This window comes from Mycobacterium terramassiliense, assembly GCF_900157385.1.
Classification (GTDB): domain Bacteria; phylum Actinomycetota; class Actinomycetes; order Mycobacteriales; family Mycobacteriaceae; genus Mycobacterium; species Mycobacterium terramassiliense.
In genome coordinates, this window is record NZ_LT717700.1 from 556,014 (window position 1) to 571,935 (window position 15,922).

13 protein-coding genes are annotated in these 15,922 nt (G+C 70.0%); 6 read left to right on the forward strand and 7 right to left on the reverse strand.

The window, feature by feature from the left end; genetic code table 11:
* Nucleotides 1-9 precede the first annotated feature (9 nt).
* Together metX and MTAB308_RS10715 are read left to right on the forward strand one after the other, a co-directional pair.
* The gene (gene metX / locus MTAB308_RS10710; protein WP_077099424.1) at nt 10-1,158 is read left to right on the forward strand and encodes a homoserine O-acetyltransferase MetX; all 1,149 of its coding nucleotides are present in this window, start codon (nt 10-12) and stop codon (nt 1,156-1,158) included.
* Nucleotides 1,155-1,886 (forward strand): class I SAM-dependent methyltransferase, encoded by a 732-nt coding sequence (locus MTAB308_RS10715; RefSeq protein WP_077100118.1) that lies wholly within the window; start codon nt 1,155-1,157, stop codon nt 1,884-1,886. Before metX ends, MTAB308_RS10715 begins: the two co-directional genes overlap by 4 nt.
* On the opposite strand, the gene MTAB308_RS10720 is transcribed toward MTAB308_RS10715, so the two are convergent.
* The 4 genes from MTAB308_RS10720 to MTAB308_RS10735 all read right to left on the reverse strand — a co-directional run bounded on the left by MTAB308_RS10720 (nt 1,883) and on the right by MTAB308_RS10735 (nt 6,992).
* Nucleotides 1,883-2,734 (reverse strand): SDR family oxidoreductase, encoded by an 852-nt coding sequence (locus MTAB308_RS10720; protein ID WP_077099425.1) that lies wholly within the window; start codon nt 2,732-2,734, stop codon nt 1,883-1,885. The genes MTAB308_RS10715 and MTAB308_RS10720 overlap by 4 nt on opposite strands.
* On the reverse strand, nt 2,731-3,984 hold the full coding sequence (locus MTAB308_RS30275) for a PE-PPE domain-containing protein (RefSeq protein ID WP_083746501.1): 1,254 nt from the start codon (nt 3,982-3,984) through the stop codon (nt 2,731-2,733). The genes MTAB308_RS10720 and MTAB308_RS30275 overlap by 4 nt, the downstream gene beginning before the upstream one ends.
* A 112-nt stretch (nt 3,985-4,096) precedes the next feature.
* Nucleotides 4,097-5,482: an HNH endonuclease signature motif containing protein gene (locus tag MTAB308_RS10730; protein ID WP_083746502.1), complete on the reverse strand. Its 1,386-nt coding sequence runs from the start codon at nt 5,480-5,482 to the stop codon at nt 4,097-4,099.
* Nucleotides 5,483-5,558: 76 nt separating this feature from the next.
* Complete coding sequence (locus tag MTAB308_RS10735; RefSeq protein WP_216823665.1) at nt 5,559-6,992, reverse strand: FAD-dependent oxidoreductase; 1,434 nt, start codon at nt 6,990-6,992, stop codon at nt 5,559-5,561.
* A 278-nt stretch (nt 6,993-7,270) separates the two neighbouring features.
* Here MTAB308_RS10735 and MTAB308_RS10740 point away from each other — a divergent pair, with 278 nt between their 5' ends.
* Entirely contained in the window at nt 7,271-7,747 is a 477-nt protein-coding gene (locus MTAB308_RS10740) for a DUF732 domain-containing protein (protein ID WP_077099428.1), read from the forward strand.
* 19 nt (nt 7,748-7,766) lie between these two features.
* On the opposite strand, the gene MTAB308_RS10745 is transcribed toward MTAB308_RS10740, so the two are convergent.
* Together MTAB308_RS10745 and MTAB308_RS10750 are read right to left on the reverse strand one after the other, a co-directional pair.
* On the reverse strand, nt 7,767-8,042 hold the full coding sequence (locus MTAB308_RS10745) for a DUF3017 domain-containing protein (RefSeq protein WP_077099429.1): 276 nt from the start codon (nt 8,040-8,042) through the stop codon (nt 7,767-7,769).
* A 3-nt stretch (nt 8,043-8,045) separates the two neighbouring features.
* Entirely contained in the window at nt 8,046-8,894 is an 849-nt protein-coding gene (locus MTAB308_RS10750; protein WP_077099430.1) for a bifunctional methylenetetrahydrofolate dehydrogenase/methenyltetrahydrofolate cyclohydrolase, read from the reverse strand.
* 39 nt (nt 8,895-8,933) lie between these two features.
* Between MTAB308_RS10750 and MTAB308_RS10755 the strand changes: the two genes are divergently transcribed.
* The 3 genes from MTAB308_RS10755 to MTAB308_RS10765 are packed head-to-tail and all read left to right on the forward strand — an operon-like array spanning nt 8,934 to nt 15,366.
* Nucleotides 8,934-10,151, forward strand: a complete 1,218-nt coding sequence (locus MTAB308_RS10755) for an NADH:flavin oxidoreductase (protein WP_077099431.1) — start codon at nt 8,934-8,936, stop codon at nt 10,149-10,151.
* A gap of 29 nt (nt 10,152-10,180) precedes the next feature.
* Nucleotides 10,181-12,865, forward strand: coding sequence for an ATP-binding cassette domain-containing protein (locus MTAB308_RS10760; RefSeq protein WP_077099432.1), 2,685 nt, complete (start codon nt 10,181-10,183; stop codon nt 12,863-12,865).
* Entirely contained in the window at nt 12,865-15,366 is a 2,502-nt protein-coding gene (locus MTAB308_RS10765) for an ATP-binding cassette domain-containing protein (protein WP_077099433.1), read from the forward strand. The genes MTAB308_RS10760 and MTAB308_RS10765 overlap by 1 nt, the downstream gene beginning before the upstream one ends.
* Here the strand turns inward: MTAB308_RS10765 and MTAB308_RS10770 are convergent.
* Entirely contained in the window at nt 15,363-15,917 is a 555-nt protein-coding gene (locus tag MTAB308_RS10770; RefSeq protein WP_077099434.1) for a pentapeptide repeat-containing protein, read from the reverse strand. The genes MTAB308_RS10765 and MTAB308_RS10770 overlap by 4 nt on opposite strands.
* Nucleotides 15,918-15,922: the final 5 nt, after the last annotated feature.

Here is a 15,922-nt window from a genome sequence, read left to right on the forward strand (position 1 = left end):
GGCCCTGACATGACGATCTCCGACGTTCCGACGCAGACGCTGCCCGCCGAGGGCGAGGTCGGGTATGTCCACATCGGCTCGCTGGTCACCGAAAGCGGCGCGGTGATCGACGATGTCTGCATCGCCGTCCAGCGCTGGGGCGAGCTGTCGCCCACGCGCGACAACGTGGTGGTGGTGCTGCACGCGCTGACCGGGGACTCACACATCACCGGGCCCGCCGGCGCCGGGCATCCCACTCCCGGCTGGTGGGACGGCGTGGCCGGCCCGGGCGCGCCGATCGACACCAACCGCTGGTGCGCGGTGGCCACCAACGTGCTCGGCGGCTGCCGGGGGTCCACCGGCCCGAGCTCGCTCGCCCGGGACGGGAAACCGTGGGGCTCGAGGTTTCCGTTGATCTCGGTGCGCGACCAGGTGCAGGCCGACGTCGCCGCGCTGGCCGCGCTGGGCATCGACCGGGTGGCCGCGGTGGTCGGCGGATCCATGGGCGGCGCAAGGGCTTTGGAGTGGATCGTCGGCCATCCCGACCGGGTGCGGGCCGGCCTGCTGCTCGCCGTGGGCGCGCGCGCGACCGCCGACCAGATCGGCACCCAGGCCACCCAGATCGCGGCGATCAAGGCCGACCCGAACTGGCAGGGCGGCGACTACCACGGCACCGGACGCAAACCCGATGCCGGTCTGACGATCGCCCGCCGCTTCGCGCACCTGACCTACCGGGGCGAGGTGGAGCTCGACACCCGGTTCGCCAACCACGCCCAGGGCGGGAAGGATCCGGCCCCCCCATTTGGCGGCGGGCGCTACGCCGTGCAGAGCTACCTGGAGCACCAGGGCGACAAGCTGCTGGCCCGCTTCGACGCCGGCAGCTACGTCATCCTGACCGAGGCGCTCAGCAGCCACGACGTTGGCCGCGGGCGCGGCGGGGTGGACAACGCGCTGCGCGGGTGCCCGGTGCCCGTGGTGGTCGGCGGCATCACCTCCGACCGGCTCTACCCGCTGCGCCTGCAGGAGGAGCTGGCCGAGCTGCTGCCCGGCTGCAACGAGCTGCACGTCGTCGACTCCGTCTGCGGGCACGACGGCTTCCTGGTGGAATCCGAGGCCGTCGGCGAATTGATCCGCAAGGCACTGGATTTGGCGGACTCGGCTGATAGGGGTTGGCGGTGATCCGCTCCGGACAGGACCGCTCGCTTTCGTTTGGCTCGGCGGCTGCCGCCTACGAGCGCGGCCGGCCCTCCTATCCGCCGGAGGCGATCGACTGGCTGTTGCCGCGCGGCGCTCGCCGGGTGCTCGACCTCGGCGCGGGCACCGGCAAGCTCACTACCCGGCTGGTGGAACGCGGCCTGGACGTCGTCGCCGTCGACCCGATTCCCGACATGCTGGAGGTGTTGCGCAGCTCGCTGCCGGAGACCCGCGCCCTGCTGGGCACGGCGGAAGAGATTCCGTTGGAGGACAACAGCGTTGACGCCGTGCTGGTCGCCCAGGCGTGGCACTGGGTGGATCCCGAGCGGGCGATTCCCGAGGTGGCCCGCGTGCTGCGGCCGGGCGGGCGGCTCGGGCTGGTGTGGAACACCCGCGACGAGCGGCTGGGCTGGGTGCGCGAGCTGGGCGAGATCATCGGCTCCGACGGCGACCGGGGGCGCTTCGACGTGACGCTGTCGGAGTCGTTCACCGAGCCCGAGCGCCATCAGGTCGAGTGGACGAATTACGTTACGCCGCAAGCCCTGATCGACCTGGTCGCGTCCCGCAGCTACTGCATCACGTCGCCGACCGAGGTCCGCACCCAAACGCTGGACCAGGTGCGCCAGTTGCTGGCCACCCATCCGGCGTTGGCGAACTCGAACGGCCTGGCGCTGCCGTATGTCACCGTGTGCATCCGGGCGGCGCTGGGCTAGGACTCGGCGACCGGCAGGCCGGAGGGATCCCGCCCCTCGTAGAGCATCGGCAGGTAGGCCGCGAGGAAGCCCTCGACGTCCCGGCCGTGGTTGACCACCCACTCCTCGTTCTCCGGGTGCGTGAGGATGAGGAAACGTTCCTGCCGGATGGCGGCGACGACCCGCTCGGCGGCGGCGTCGGGCTGGATGGGGCGCAACAGGTGGGGCGGAAAGTTGATCCATCGGGGGTCGTCGATCCCGATCATGCGTGCGCTCTCGCCGATGTTGGTGGCCACCAGCTCCGGGCACAGGACCGAAACCCCAATGCCTTTGGGCCGCAGGTAGAGATACAGGCCCTCGGTGATCCCGACCACGGCATGCTTGGCGCCGATGTAGGGGATGTTGTCGTAGCCGTGGGCGTACAGGCCCGCGATGGACGCCGTGTTGATGATCCAGCCGTGGCCCTGTTCGAGCAGGATGGGTACGAACGCGCGGATGCCCCGCACGACGCCGAACACGTTGATGTCGAACAGCCGCTGCCAGTCGGCCATCGGGACCCGTTCCGGCGGGCCGAGCAGCGCCACGCCGGCGTTGTTCATGACGATGTCCACTTTGCCGAATTCGGAGAGCACCACCCGCGCCAGGCCGTCGACATCGGCATCGGAGGTGACGTCGCAGCGAACCGCCAGTGCCCGTCGCCCGAACTCGCCGATGGCCGCCACCGTCTCGTCCATCCGCTGCTGGTGGATGTCGCCGACCACCACGTCGGCCCCGGCCCGCGCCAGCGCGAGCGCCGTGGCCCGGCCGATGCCGGAAGCACCGCCGGTGATGACTGCGACCGCGCCGGAAATCTCCACCGTTCGCGTCACCAGAAGAGGTTCGGCAAGGGGGGCAGGCCGATCAACGACCCCTGTGAAAAGTACGGCCCGGCACCGGGCGTCAGGGACGAATAGCCGTCGTTGACGACCGGCTGCAGAAACGAGTTGAGGCCGTTGACGATTGGCTGCGGGACGCCGAGCTGCTCGAGCGGGAACAACATCGGCAGAGTCGGCGACGGGACCATGTACGTGGTGACCGTGCCGCCCAAGGACGTGGTCGTGCTGGAGACCTGCACGGCGTCCGACATCGAGACCAGTGATGTGGTGTTGTGGTTGTAGATCCCGGCGAACAGCGAGTTCACCCACGCCGGGAGATCCCACGGCCGGTCGGGCGGATTGCCGAAAAAGTCGTATTGGCCGAACACCACGCTGACGTCGTACTGGGTGTTCGGCAGGCCCTGCGCGGTGTAGTTAACCAAAGGCACGGTCAACCCATTCGGCAGGTAGATGTGCAGCAAGCCGGTCTCGGGGCCGTTGAACATGGCGAACTGCAGGGCGCTGGACGGTGGGGCGGTCGGGTCGGCCGCCAGGTACGCCAATTCGCGGTTGACGACGAGGGTTCCCTCCGACAGCGCGGCGATGCGCACCGGAGAACCGTTGCCGTTGGCGAACGCATTCATGATTTGGTCGTTGAGCGCTCGCTGCCCCATGGCGACGGCTTGGTTGACGCCGGGAGCGGCCAGGCTGCCGCTCACGAGGCCGATGCTGGCCGGGTAGTCGACCACCTGAGGGGTGGTGCCGGGAAACCAGTTCTGCCCGATGGCGTGGTTCAGGAGGTCGTACCCCTGCAGGATTGATACGGAGGCGGGGCCGGGGATGCTGCCCGCGTATACCAGCTGCCCCAGGTAGGGCAGTTCGGTGAGGAAGTTTGGGAAGTAAAGCGGTCCCGCGCCGGGAACCGTGATCCGCGTACCCGCCGCTGCTGCCGGGATCGGCTGGCGCCCCAACAGCGTCTGGGCCGCCGCGGTCTCGGTGGTCAGATACGTGTTCGCGTTCCCCGCCAAGGTGAGCGCGAAGCTCCCCTGCAATTGCGCCACTTGGGCGGTGGCCGCCTGGAATTCCAAGGCGTGCGCGCCGAACAACCCGGCAATGCACGTCGACACCTCGTCGGCGCCCGCGGCCAACAACGACGTGGTGGAGTTCGCGGCCGCCGCGTTCGCCGCGTTGACCGCGGACCCGATCCGGACCAAATCCTCAGCAGCGCTCGACAACAACTCAGGCGTTGCGAGGACATACGACACTGGCGCCTCTTTGCGGAGCGAACACGGTCGCTGTGGAGGGTACTCGCAGCCGCGCGGCCAGGCGTGGCTTTCGTCTTCGTCGGCGCCGGTTCATGCTCGCCACCCGGGCGCGCTAGGACGCTGCCCGCTCGCCCTCGCCGTCTTCGTCGTCGTCTTCGGGATGGAGGAGTTTCTCGGGGTGATGGAAGGTGTTGGTTCGGGGTTGCCCGCGGTCGAGGTGGGGTGGGGGTATCCATTCGGTTTCGCCGCGGGCGTTGGTGCGGGTGGTCCAGCCTTGTTCGGCGAGTCGGTTGTCGGGACCGCACGCCAGGGCGAGGTCGTCGATGTCGGTGCGGCGCGTGGCCGCCCATCCCCGGATGTGATGGACCTGGCTGTGATAGGCGGGGGCGTCGCAGCCGGGCTTGGTGCAGCCGCGGTCCCTGGCGTACAGCATGATGCGCTGCGCGGGGGAGGCCAGCCGCTTGGTGTGATACAGCGCCAGCGACTTGGCTTGATCGAAGATGGCCAGATAGTGGTGGGCGTGGCCGGCCCAGCGGATCACATCGGAGATGGGGACCAGGGTGCCGCCGGCGGTGAGGGCTTTGCCGGTGGCGGCCTCGAGATCGGTGAGCGTGGTGGTCACCACGATCGACACCGGCAAGCCGTTGTGTTGGCCCAGCTCCCCGGAGGCGAACAGGGCACGCAGCCCGGCCAGGAAGGCGTCGTGGTTGCGCTGGGATTGGGAGCGGTGATCGCGCCGTGCCGCTTCCTCGTCTGGGGTGGCGTCGACGACCGGGATTTCGTCGTCGGGGTTGCAGGCCCCGGGGGCGGCCAGCTTGGCCACCAAGGCCTCGATGGCGGCCCGCAGCTCCGGCGTGATGAGCCCGCTGAGGCGCGACATGCCGTCAAATTGCTGGGCGCCCAAGATGATGCCGCGCTGGCGGGCGCGCTCGTCCTCGCTGAAGTCCCCATCGGGATGCAGCACGCCCATGAGTCGCTGGGAGTATTTGGCCAACTCGTCGGGGCGATACCCGCGGGCCTTGCCCGCCAGGTCGGCTTCGGCGGCCAGCCGTGTAAACACGTCGACCTCGGCGGGCAGATGGGCAAAAAAGCTGCGGATGATCTTGATGTGCCCCTCACCGATCAGCCCCTGGCGTTGGCCGGCGGCGGTCGCGGCCAGTTGCGGGGCCAGCGGCTCACCGGTCAGCGCCCGACGCACGCCCAAGTCCTCGGCTTCGTCGATGCGCCGGCTCGCCTCCGTCTTGGTGATGCGCAACCGGTCGGCCAACGCCGACCGCAGCGTGCCGCCCAATTCTTGCGCGCTGGCCTGCGCCCCGAGCTGATTGATCAAGCCGTGTTGGGCGGACCGCAGCCGGCGTGCCTCGCATTCAAGGCGCTCCAGGGCCCGCAACCGTTCGGGGGTGGTGAACACGTCGAAAGACAAGCCGCACAAGCGGTCCAGGTCCGCGCGCAGCGCGTCGAAGACCTCGACGATCTCGTCACGACTGCTCGCATCCATGACCCAGACAATACGAACGCCCACCGACAAAACCGGCCGCCTTGGGACCAGTGGAACCACAGTGGCTTAAGTTGACTCAGAAGTTCAGCCCCGAGTACATCACCCGGTTGGGATCGTACTTCTGCCGCGCCGCCGTGAGCTGTGACAGGTTCGAGCCGAAGTAGCGCGCCGCCGAGCTGTTGGCCTCCAGGTAGTTGACGTATCCACCGACCGAAAACTGTTGCACGGCTTGGTGCGCGGAGTTCAGCCACTGGGTTGCGGCGGACACCTGGTTGCCGGCGGGCTCGACGTACCACTGCAGCAGCGCGGACTGCTTGCGCCACGGAAACGCGGTGTCCCCGGGCGCCACGTCGCCGGCGGCGCCGTCCAGGGGGTCGACGAGCACCGACGCTTTGCCGCCGGAGGCCGGCCACTGCCCGATGGCCGTCGCGATGGCCTTCGCCGCAGCGGAATTCAGCGTCGAGAGCACGTCGGAGCCCGCCACGAATCCGACGGGTGAGCCCGTCGAACTGCCGCCGGCCAGGTAGGTCACCAGGTCCATGTGACTCAGGGTCTTGTTCACCACCGCGGTCGGGGCCACGCCCACCGCGGACTTGATGGCGTCGACGACGCCGGCACCGGCGCCCGCGGGGCAGGTGGCCAGCACGTGGCAGTTCGGCTGGCTGCCGACCGAGAGATCGACTATCCCCCAGGTGTTTCGGTCCGCGGCGCTCAACCAGGACTGCCAACCCACGAGCACCTGCACCGCCGACGCCGGCGGGAAGTCGAGCCGCACGACGTCGTTGTCAGCGGTCGGGAACGTGGCGAAGGTCATCGACGTCGTCACCCCGAAATTGCCCCCGCCGCCACCGCGCAGCGCCCAGAACAGATCCGGATGGTCGTTGGCCGACGCGGTGACGACGTCGCCGCTCGGCAACACCACCGTGGCCGACTGCAGCGCGTCACAGGTCAGGCCCGCGTGGCGGCAATCGGCCCCCACCCCACCGCCGAGGGCCAGGCCGCCGATCCCGATGCTGGGGTAGGTCGCGGTGGGGATCGCGCGCCCCGCACCGGCCAACGCTTGGTGCACCGCGTAGACGGTGGTCGCGGGCGTGACCGTAGCGTTGCCGGCGCCGTCGACGTTCACCCCGCCGGGCAGCTTGCGCAGGTCGATGACCATCGCGCCGTTGGCGCTCGACGCGCCGATATACGAATGCCCACCCCCGCGCGGGGCGATCTTGAGCCCGTTCGCCGTCGCGAACGAGACGGCCTTCTGCACGTCGGACTGCGACGACACCGTGACGACCGCCGCCGGATTGGAGTTGTTGTAGAACGAATTGAAAACCTGTTTGCCCGAGGAGAATTGGGCGCCGTTGCCGGGCAACGCGACGCTCCCGCCGATGGAGGAGGCGAGGCCGCCCCAGCCGGCGGTGGGGTCGGCGGCCGCCCGCGCGGTGCCGAACACCGCCCCGGTCGCCAGCATCCCGACGGCCCCGCGAAGAAAGGTCTGGCGCGAAACCTCATGGTCCAGCGGACGGCTGCGATTCGTCGTCATGAGCCGGATTCTGGTCCAATCGACACTCGAAAATCCGGCCCCGGCGCGAGTGTCGGGTCACAGTGTGGCCTCGATCCGCCGGCGCGGCGGCGGGCGGCTTTCGGCCCAATAAGCCACGTCGGGCGCCCGATGCCCTTACAAAACACTTATTGTGCAAAGCTTTATCGCACCGTGTTGTAAACGTGACAGTCGTAGACCAGAGTTCCCTATGTGACTGGAGTGCCGTCGGCGCATTCCGAGACAGGGAGGCTGGCATGAAGGCACTGGCGGAAACTCAGCGATGGATCTGGCTGTTTCGTCACCAGCCCCTGACCATTCGCCTTTTGGCCGGTGCCGCCGGCCTCCTCACGGTGGCCGCGGCGTTCGCGGCGCCGGCCGAGGCGGACCCGGCGACCGACGATGCCTTCATCGACGCGCTGAACCACGCCGGCATCGACTTCGGCGAGCCGGGCAACGCGATGTCCGTGGGCGAGTCCATCTGCCCGATGCTCGCCCAGCCGGGCGGGAACTTCGCCGCGGCCGCGGCGAGCGTCACCAACCGCGGCCTGTCACCGGGGATGGCCAAGATGTTCACCACCATCGCCATTCAGATGTACTGCCCGCAGGAGATGGCCAACATTGCCAGCGGCAACCCGACCGCCGGCATTCCCGGGGGCCTGCCGGGGCTTGCCGGCGGCCTGCCCGGCGGGATCCCCGGCATCCACCAAATACCCGGAATGCCCGGCGCGTAGATAGTTGGATGGCGACCCGCTAGCGCGTCCCCAGCGGGTCGATGGTCGAGGCGATATAGACCATCGCCGCCGCGACAGTCGCGGTCGTGATGAAGTCGGTTCCCTTGCCGCGGACGACCAACAGGCCGGCCCGGTCCTCGGACAGCACCAGCCGCAAAACCGCCGCCACGCCCACCCCGATGCCGATCAGCAGGGCACCGCGACGCCAGAAGTTGGCCCCCGCCAACACAAATGCCGCGGCGAAGATCATGCCGACCACCAGGATCGGCCATTGGGCCCGCAGCGTCGCGCGCACCGGTTATTGCCGTCCCTCGGCCAATTCGACGACATTGCTCAGCAGGAACGCGCGGGTGAGGGGGCCCACGCCGCCCGGATTCGGTGACACGTGGCCGGCCACCTCCCAGACGTCCGGATGCACATCGCCGACGAGGCCGTCCTCGGTGCGGCTGACCCCCACGTCGACGACCGCGGCGCCGGGACGCACCATCTCGGCGGTCAGCAGGTGCGGCACCCCGACCGCGGCCACGACGATGTCGGCCTGCCTGGTCAGCTCGGGCAGGTCGCGAGTTCCGGTGTGGCACAAGGTAACCGTGGCGTTCTCCGAGCGGCGGGTCATCAGCAGCCCCAGCGGCCGGCCGACCGTCACGCCGCGGCCGATGATGACCACGTGCGCCCCGGCGATCTCGACGTCGTAGCGCCGCAACAGGTGCACGATGCCGCGCGCGGTGCAGGGCAGCGGGGCGGGGGTGGACAGCACCAGGCGGCCCAGGTTCGTCGGGTGCAGCCCGTCGGCGTCCTTGGCGGGGTCGACGCGCTCGAGCGCGGCGTTCTCATCCAGGTGCTTGGGCAACGGCAGCTGGACGATGTAACCGGTGCACTCGGGGTTGGCGTTGAGTTCGTCGATGGTCTCGTCGAGCTGGGCGGTGCTGATGTCGGCGGGCAGGTCGCGGCGGATCGACGTGATGCCGACCTTGGCGCAGTCCGCGTGCTTGCCGCGAACGTAGGCCTGCGACCCGGGGTCGTCGCCGACCAGGATGGTGCCCAGCCCGGGCGTGCGACCCGATGCCGTCAGTGCGGCGACTCGTTGCTTGAGGTCGACGAAGATTTCGTCCCGGGTGGCCTTGCCGTCCAGCGTGATTGCGCCCACGCCTGACAGTCTGGCACGCGACACGATTAAGCTCCTGGCATGTCTACCCCTCCAGACGTGTTGTCGCCGGCCAAGCTGGGCCCGATCGCGCTGCGTAACCGCACCATCAAATCCGCCACCTTCGAGGCGCGCACGCCCAACGCCCTGGTGAGCGACGACCTGATCGAATACCACCGGCTGCCGGCGGCCGGCGGGGTCGGGATGACGACCGTCGCGTATTGCGCGGTGTCCCCCGGCGGCCGCACGGAGGGCAACGGGATCTGGATGCGCCCGGAGGCGGTGCCCGGGTTCCGGCGCCTCACCGACGCGATCCACGCCGAGGGCGCCGCGGTGAGCGCGCAGATCGGGCACGCCGGCCCGGTCGCCAACGCCAAGTCCAACAAGGCCACCGCCCTGGCGCCGGTGCGGTTCTTCAACCCGATCGGGATGCGCTTCGCCAAGAAGGCCACCCGCGACGACATCGACGACGTCATCGAGGGGCACGTCAACGCGGTCCGGCTCGCCATCGAAGCCGGCTTCGACGCGGTCGAAATCCATTTGGGCCACAACTATCTGGCGAGCGCGTTCCTGTCTCCGCTGATCAACCGCCGCACCGACGAGTTCGGCGGATCGCTGGAGAACCGGGCCAAGGTCGCCCGAGGGATCGTCATGGCGGTGCGGCGCGCGGTGGACAAGGAGGGCACGCCGATCGCGGTCACCGCCAAGCTCAACATGTCCGACGGGGTGCGCGGCGGCATCAGCACCGAGGAATCGCTGATCACCGCCAAGTGGCTGCAGGACGACGGCGGGCTGGACGCGATCGAGCTCACGGCGGGCAGCTCGCTGGTCAACCCGATGTACCTGTTCCGCGGCGACGCGCCGCTCAAGGAATTCGCCGGTGCCTTCAAGCCGCCGCTGCGCTGGGGCATGCTGATGACGGGCAAGAAGTTCCTCCGCGAGTACCCCTACCGCGAGGCCTACTTATTGCGCGACGCCAAGCTGTTCCGCGCCGAGCTCACGCTGCCGCTGATCCTGCTCGGCGGCATCACCAACCGGGAAACGATGGACCTCGCGATGGCGGAGGGATTCGATTTCGTCGCGATGGGCCGGGCGCTGCTGGCCGAACCGGACCTGATCAACCGGATCGCGGCCGACGGCGCCGCGCACACCGTGCTTTCGGCGTGCACGCACTGCAATCGGTGCATGCCGACGATCTACACCCGCACCCGCTGCGTGGTCACCGGCGCCCCCGACGCGGTCACTCAGCCCACAGGGTGAAAACAGGTGCACCCGCTACAGTTGTGGCGATGAGTGCACCAGCCCCGCCAGCGCTGACCGTTCGCCATGACGGGTCGGAACGCACGTTCGCGGCGGGCCACGACGTGGTGGTCGGGCGCGATCTGCGGGCCGACATGCGCATCACGCACCCGCTGATCTCGCGCGCCCATTTGTTGCTGCGCTTCGACCAGGGCCGGTGGCTGGCGATCGACAACGGCTCGCTCAACGGAACTTTCGTCAACGGCCGCCGGGTGCCGGTGGTGGACATCCACGACGGCCAAACCCTCAACATCGGAAATCCGGACGGGCCGCAGCTGACCTTCGAGGTGGGTCGCCACCAAGGGATGGCCGGGCGCCCGCCCCGCACCGAATCGATGGGCATCCCGGTGGCCGCGCACGCGGGAACGGCGTGGCCGGCCTCGCAGCCGGGGGGTCCTCCCGTCGCCGCGCCGCCCGCTCCACGCCGGACCCCGAACTGGGCCCAACCGGCGACGCGGCGCCCGCATCCGGGCCCGCCGCCGCCGGCGTACCCGCCGAGCGGAGGGGGGCGGCCCCCCGCCTACCCGACCAGCGCGCCGCCGCCGGCGAATTTCCAGCCGCACCCCCAGATGTCCGCGCCGGCGGGGCCGCACACGAATTCGCCGCACACCGAGATGTCGCCGAACCTCGCCAAGCCGCCGGAGGTCGCCAACCTGGCGACCAAGATGTTCCAGGCGCTGATGCCCGGCCGGTCCGGCGCGATGCCGAAGCCGAGCGGCGCGCTCACGATCGGCCGCGCCACCGACAACGACATCGTCATCCAGGACGTCCTGGCCTCGCGCCACCACGCGTTTTTGACCCAGACCCCGCTGGGCACCGAGATCCGCGACGCGCACAGCGTCAACGGGACCTTCGTCAACGGCGTGCGCGTCGGCTCGGCGGTGCTGACCGAGGGCGACGTGGTCACGATCGGCAACGTCGACCTGGTCTTCACCCGCGACACCCTCGTCCGTCGCACCGAGGCCGCGACCCGCACCGGCGGCCTGGAGGTCAAAGGCGTCTGCTTCGAGGTCGACCACGGCAAGCAGCTCCTCGACCACATCTCGCTCACCGCCCGCCCCGGGACGCTGACCGCCATCATCGGCGGGTCCGGCGCCGGCAAGACCACGCTGTCGCGGCTGATCGCCGGCTACACCAGCCCCACGTCCGGCTCGGTGACCTTCGAGGGCCACAACATTCACGCCGAATACGCGTCCATGCGCAGCAGGATCGGGATGGTCCCGCAGGACGACGTCGTGCACCGCCAGCTGACCGTCAGCCAGGCGCTGGGCTACGCCGCCGAGCTGCGGCTGCCGCCCGACACGAGCAAGGCCGACCGCGAACAGGTCGTCGCCCAGGTGCTCGAGGAACTCGAGCTGACCAAGCACGCCGACACCCGCGTCGACAAGCTGTCGGGCGGCCAGCGCAAGCGCGCGTCGGTCGCGCTCGAGCTGCTGACCGGGCCGTCGCTGCTGATCCTCGACGAGCCCACCACCGGCCTCGACCCGGCGCTGGACCGTCAGGTGATGATGATGCTGCGCCAGCTCGCCGACGCCGGCCGCGTGGTGCTGGTGGTCACCCACTCGGTGGCCTACCTGGACGTCTGCGACCAGCTGCTGCTGGTGGCGCCCGGTGGCAAGACCGCGTTTCTGGGGCCGCCCAGCCAGATCGGCGCGGCCATGGGCACCACCAACTGGGCCGACATCTTCGCCAACGTGGGCGCCGACCCCGACGAGGCCAACCGCCGCTTCCTGGCCGAGAACCGGCAGCCGGAGATGCAGGCCCCGTCCGAGGCCAGCCCGGGCGACTTGGGCGAACCGGTGCACACCGACGTGCTGCGCCAGTTCTCCACGGTGGCGCGCCGCCAGGTGCGGCTGGTCATCTCCGACCGCGGCTACACGGTGTTCCTGGCGCTGCTGCCGTTCCTCATCGGTGTGCTCACCCTGACCGTTCGCGGCAAGACCGGGTACGGCATGGGGGACCCGACGAGCAACTCGCCCAACCAGCCCGACCAGATTCTGGTCATGCTCACCGTCGGCGCCGTGTTCATGGGCACCGCGCTGACCATTCGCGACCTGGTCGGCGAGCGCCCCATCTTCAAACGCGAGCAGGCCGTCGGGCTGTCGACCGCGTCATACCTGGCCGCCAAGGTGGTCGTGTTCAGCGCGTTCGCCGTCATGCAGGCGGGCATCGCGACCGTGATCTCGGTGATCGGCTGGGGCCAGCCGATCGCCAACGCCGTGGTGCTGGGCAACGTCAGCTTCGAGCTGTTCGTCGACGTGGCGCTGACCTGCGTCGCCTCCGCGCTGCTGGGGATGGCGCTGTCGGCGATCGCCAAGTCCCAGGACCAGATCATGCCGCTGCTGGTGGTCGCCATCATGTCGCAGCTGGTGTTCTGCGGCGGGTTGATCTGGGTGACCAACCGGCCCGTGCTCGACCAGTTGTCCTGGCTCACGCCGGCCCGGTGGGGCTACGCGTCGGCGGCGTCGACGATCGACACCCACCGCCTGGTGGTGGGCCCGACCGACCCGAAGGATCAGCACTTCGACCACAAGGCGAGCGCCTGGCTGTTCGACATCGGGATGCTCCTGGCGCTGTGCGTGGCCTATAGCACCATCGTGTGGTGGAAGATCCGGCTCAAGGGGCACTCCGGGGCCGGCCGCACTCGCCTGTCGAGGAATCGATCGAAGCGCTGATGAATCAGCCCGTGCAGCCAGTGCTGACGGTGCGGTCGCAGCGATGGGAAGGGAACTTCGCGCCGGGACGCGACGTGGTCGTCGGCAGCGACGTGCGCGCCGACCTGCGCGTGGCGCACCCACTGGTCGCGCGCGCGCACCTGCTGCTGCGCTTCGACAACGGCCGGTGGGTCGCCGTCGACAACCATTCGCTGAACGGGGTCTTCCTCAACGGCCAGCGGGTTCCCGCGGTCGACATCCGGGACGGCCAGAGCGTCAACATCGGCAAGCCCGACGGGCCCCTGATCACGTTCCACGTCGGGCAGCACCGGGGCACCGTCGGGCTGTTGCCGCCGACGGAAACGGTCCCGACGATCGCGGCGCCCACCGGTCCCCTGCCGGTGCGTCCCAGGAGCCCCGCGCCGCGACCGCCGGGCCCGCCCCCGCGCGACGAAACGCCGCGTACCACCGCCATTCCGATCGTCCCGCCGGCCGCGCCCCCCGACGATGAGAACCCGCCCACGCAGATCGGCGTGAGCGGCGAGCTCGCCGAATTCCCGACCACCAAGGTCAAGGCCCTGGGGTCGGGCAGGCTCGAGCGACCGGTCACCGGCGCCGCCTGGATCGGTCGCTCGCTCGACAACGACGTCGTCGTCCACGACGTGCTGGCCTCGCGCCACCACGCGTTCTTGACCGCGACTCCGGTCGGCACCGAGATCCGCGACGCCCACAGCATCAACGGCACCTTCGTCAACGGGATCCGGGTGGGGTCGGCGGTGCTCGCCGAGGGCGACGTCGTCACGATCGGCAACGTCGACCTGGTGTTCACCGGCGGCGTCCTGGTGCGCCGCCAGGAGGTGGCGGCGCGCACCGGCGGCCTGGAGGTGCGCGAGGTCAACTTCAGCATCGGCGAGAAGAACCTGCTGGAGCGGGTGTCGCTGACCGCCCGGCCCGGGACCCTGACCGCGATCATCGGCGGGTCCGGCGCCGGCAAGACCACGCTGTCGCGGCTGATCGCGGGGTACGCCACCCCGACCACGGGGTCGGTCACGTTCGAGGGCCACAACATCCACACCGAGTACGGGTCGTTGCGCACCAGGATCGGGATGGTCCCCCAGGACGACGTCGTGCACCGCCAGCTGACGGTCAATCAGGCGCTGGGCTACGCCGCGGAGTTGCGGCTGCCGCCCGACACCAGCAAGCCCGACCGCGCGCTGGTCGTCGCGCAGGTGCTCGACGAGCTGGGGCTGACCGGGCACGCCGACACCCGCGTCGACAAGCTCTCCGGCGGGCAGCGCAAGCGCGCGTCGGTCGCGCTCGAGCTGCTGACCGGGCCGTCGCTGCTGATCCTCGACGAGCCCACCTCCGGCCTGGACCCGGCGCTGGACCTGCAGGTGATGACCATGCTGCGCCAACTCGCCGACGCCGGCCGGGTCGTGCTGGTGGTCACCCACTCGCTGACCTACCTCGACGTGTGCGACCAGGTGCTGCTGATGGCGCCCGGCGGCAAGACGGCCTACCTGGGCCCGCCCGACCAGATCGGCGGCGCCATGGGGACCACCAACTGGGCCCAGATCTTCGCGAAGGTCGGCGCCGACCCCGACGAGGCCAACCGCCGCTTTCTGGCGCAGAACAAACCCCCGCCACCGGTGGCGTCGGCGCCGGCCGACCTCGGCGCCCCGGCGCACACCAGCGTGCGCCGCCAGTTCTCCACGATCGCCCGGCGCCAGGTCCGGCTGGTCGTCTCCGACCGCGCCTACTTCGTGTTCCTGGCGCTGCTGCCGTTCGTCCTGGGCGCGCTGTCGCTGACCGTCCCCGGCAACACCGGGTTCGGCATCGCCCCACCGACCGGCGGGACGCCCGACGAAGCCGCTCAGATCCTGACCCTGACGTCGGTCGCCGCCGTCTTCATGGGCACCGCGCTGACGATCCGCGACCTGATCGGCGAGCGCGCCATCTTCCGGCGCGAACAGGCGGTGGGCCTGTCGACGGGCGCCTACCTCGCCGCGAAGCTCGCGGTGTTCTGCGCGTTCGCGATCGTGCAGGCCGCCATCGTGACGGCCATCGTGCTGGTGGGCAAGGGTGCGCCGACGCGGCCGGCGGTGCTGTTCGGCTCCTCCAAATACGCGGCGAGCTTCGAGCTGTTCGTGACCATCGCGGCGATGTGCGTGGCCGCCGCGGTCCTCGGGTTGGTGCTGTCGTCGCTCGCGCGCTCCAGCGAGCAGATCATGCCGCTGCTGGTGGTGTCGCTGATGCTGCAGCTGGTGCTCGCCGGCGGCATGGTCCCGGTGACCGGCCGGATCTTCCTCGACCAGCTGTCCTGGCTGCTGCCCTCCCGCTGGGGCTACGCCGCGTCGGCGTCCACGGTCGACGTGCGGCTGCTGGTGCCCGGCTCGCTGGTGCAACAAGACAGCCACTGGGCCCACACGCCCGGGGCGTGGCTGCTCGACATGGGGATGCTCGTCGCGCTGTCGGCGATCTATGCCGCGATCGTGCGCTGGCGCATCCGGCTCAAACGCTAATCGCTTGCGCCCAGGCGCAGCCCGTGCGCCAGCGCGAAGGCCACCGCGTGGTCGACGTCCACGCGGGCGCCCGCCAGCGCGGCGGTGCGCCACACCGACGGGTCCACCGTGGCGCCGCGCAGGTCGGCGTCGTCCAGCCGGGTGCCCGTGGTCCGCACGCCGGACAGGTCGGCACCGCGCAGCACGGCCTTGCGCAGGTCGGTCTCGACCAGGCTGGTCTCCCGCAGCCGGCACCCGCTCAGGTCGACACCGCGCAGGTCGTTGCCGCCGAGCACGGCGAGCGTGAAATCCACCTCGTCGAAGGTCATCGGGCGCATCCGGCATCCCACGAAGACCGAGCCCAGCATGCTGCACTGCGCAAACGTACTGTGCCACAACAGCGTTCGCTCGAACGTGCAGTTGCGAAACGCCGAACCGTTGTGGTGGGACTCGGCCAGGTTGACGCCGCTGAAGTTGCACTCGCTGAACACCACCCGCTCGGTGCGCAGCCGGCTGAGGTCGTCGTCGCGAAAGTCGGTGCCGGTGAACTCGCGGTCGACCCAGTGCTGCAACGCGG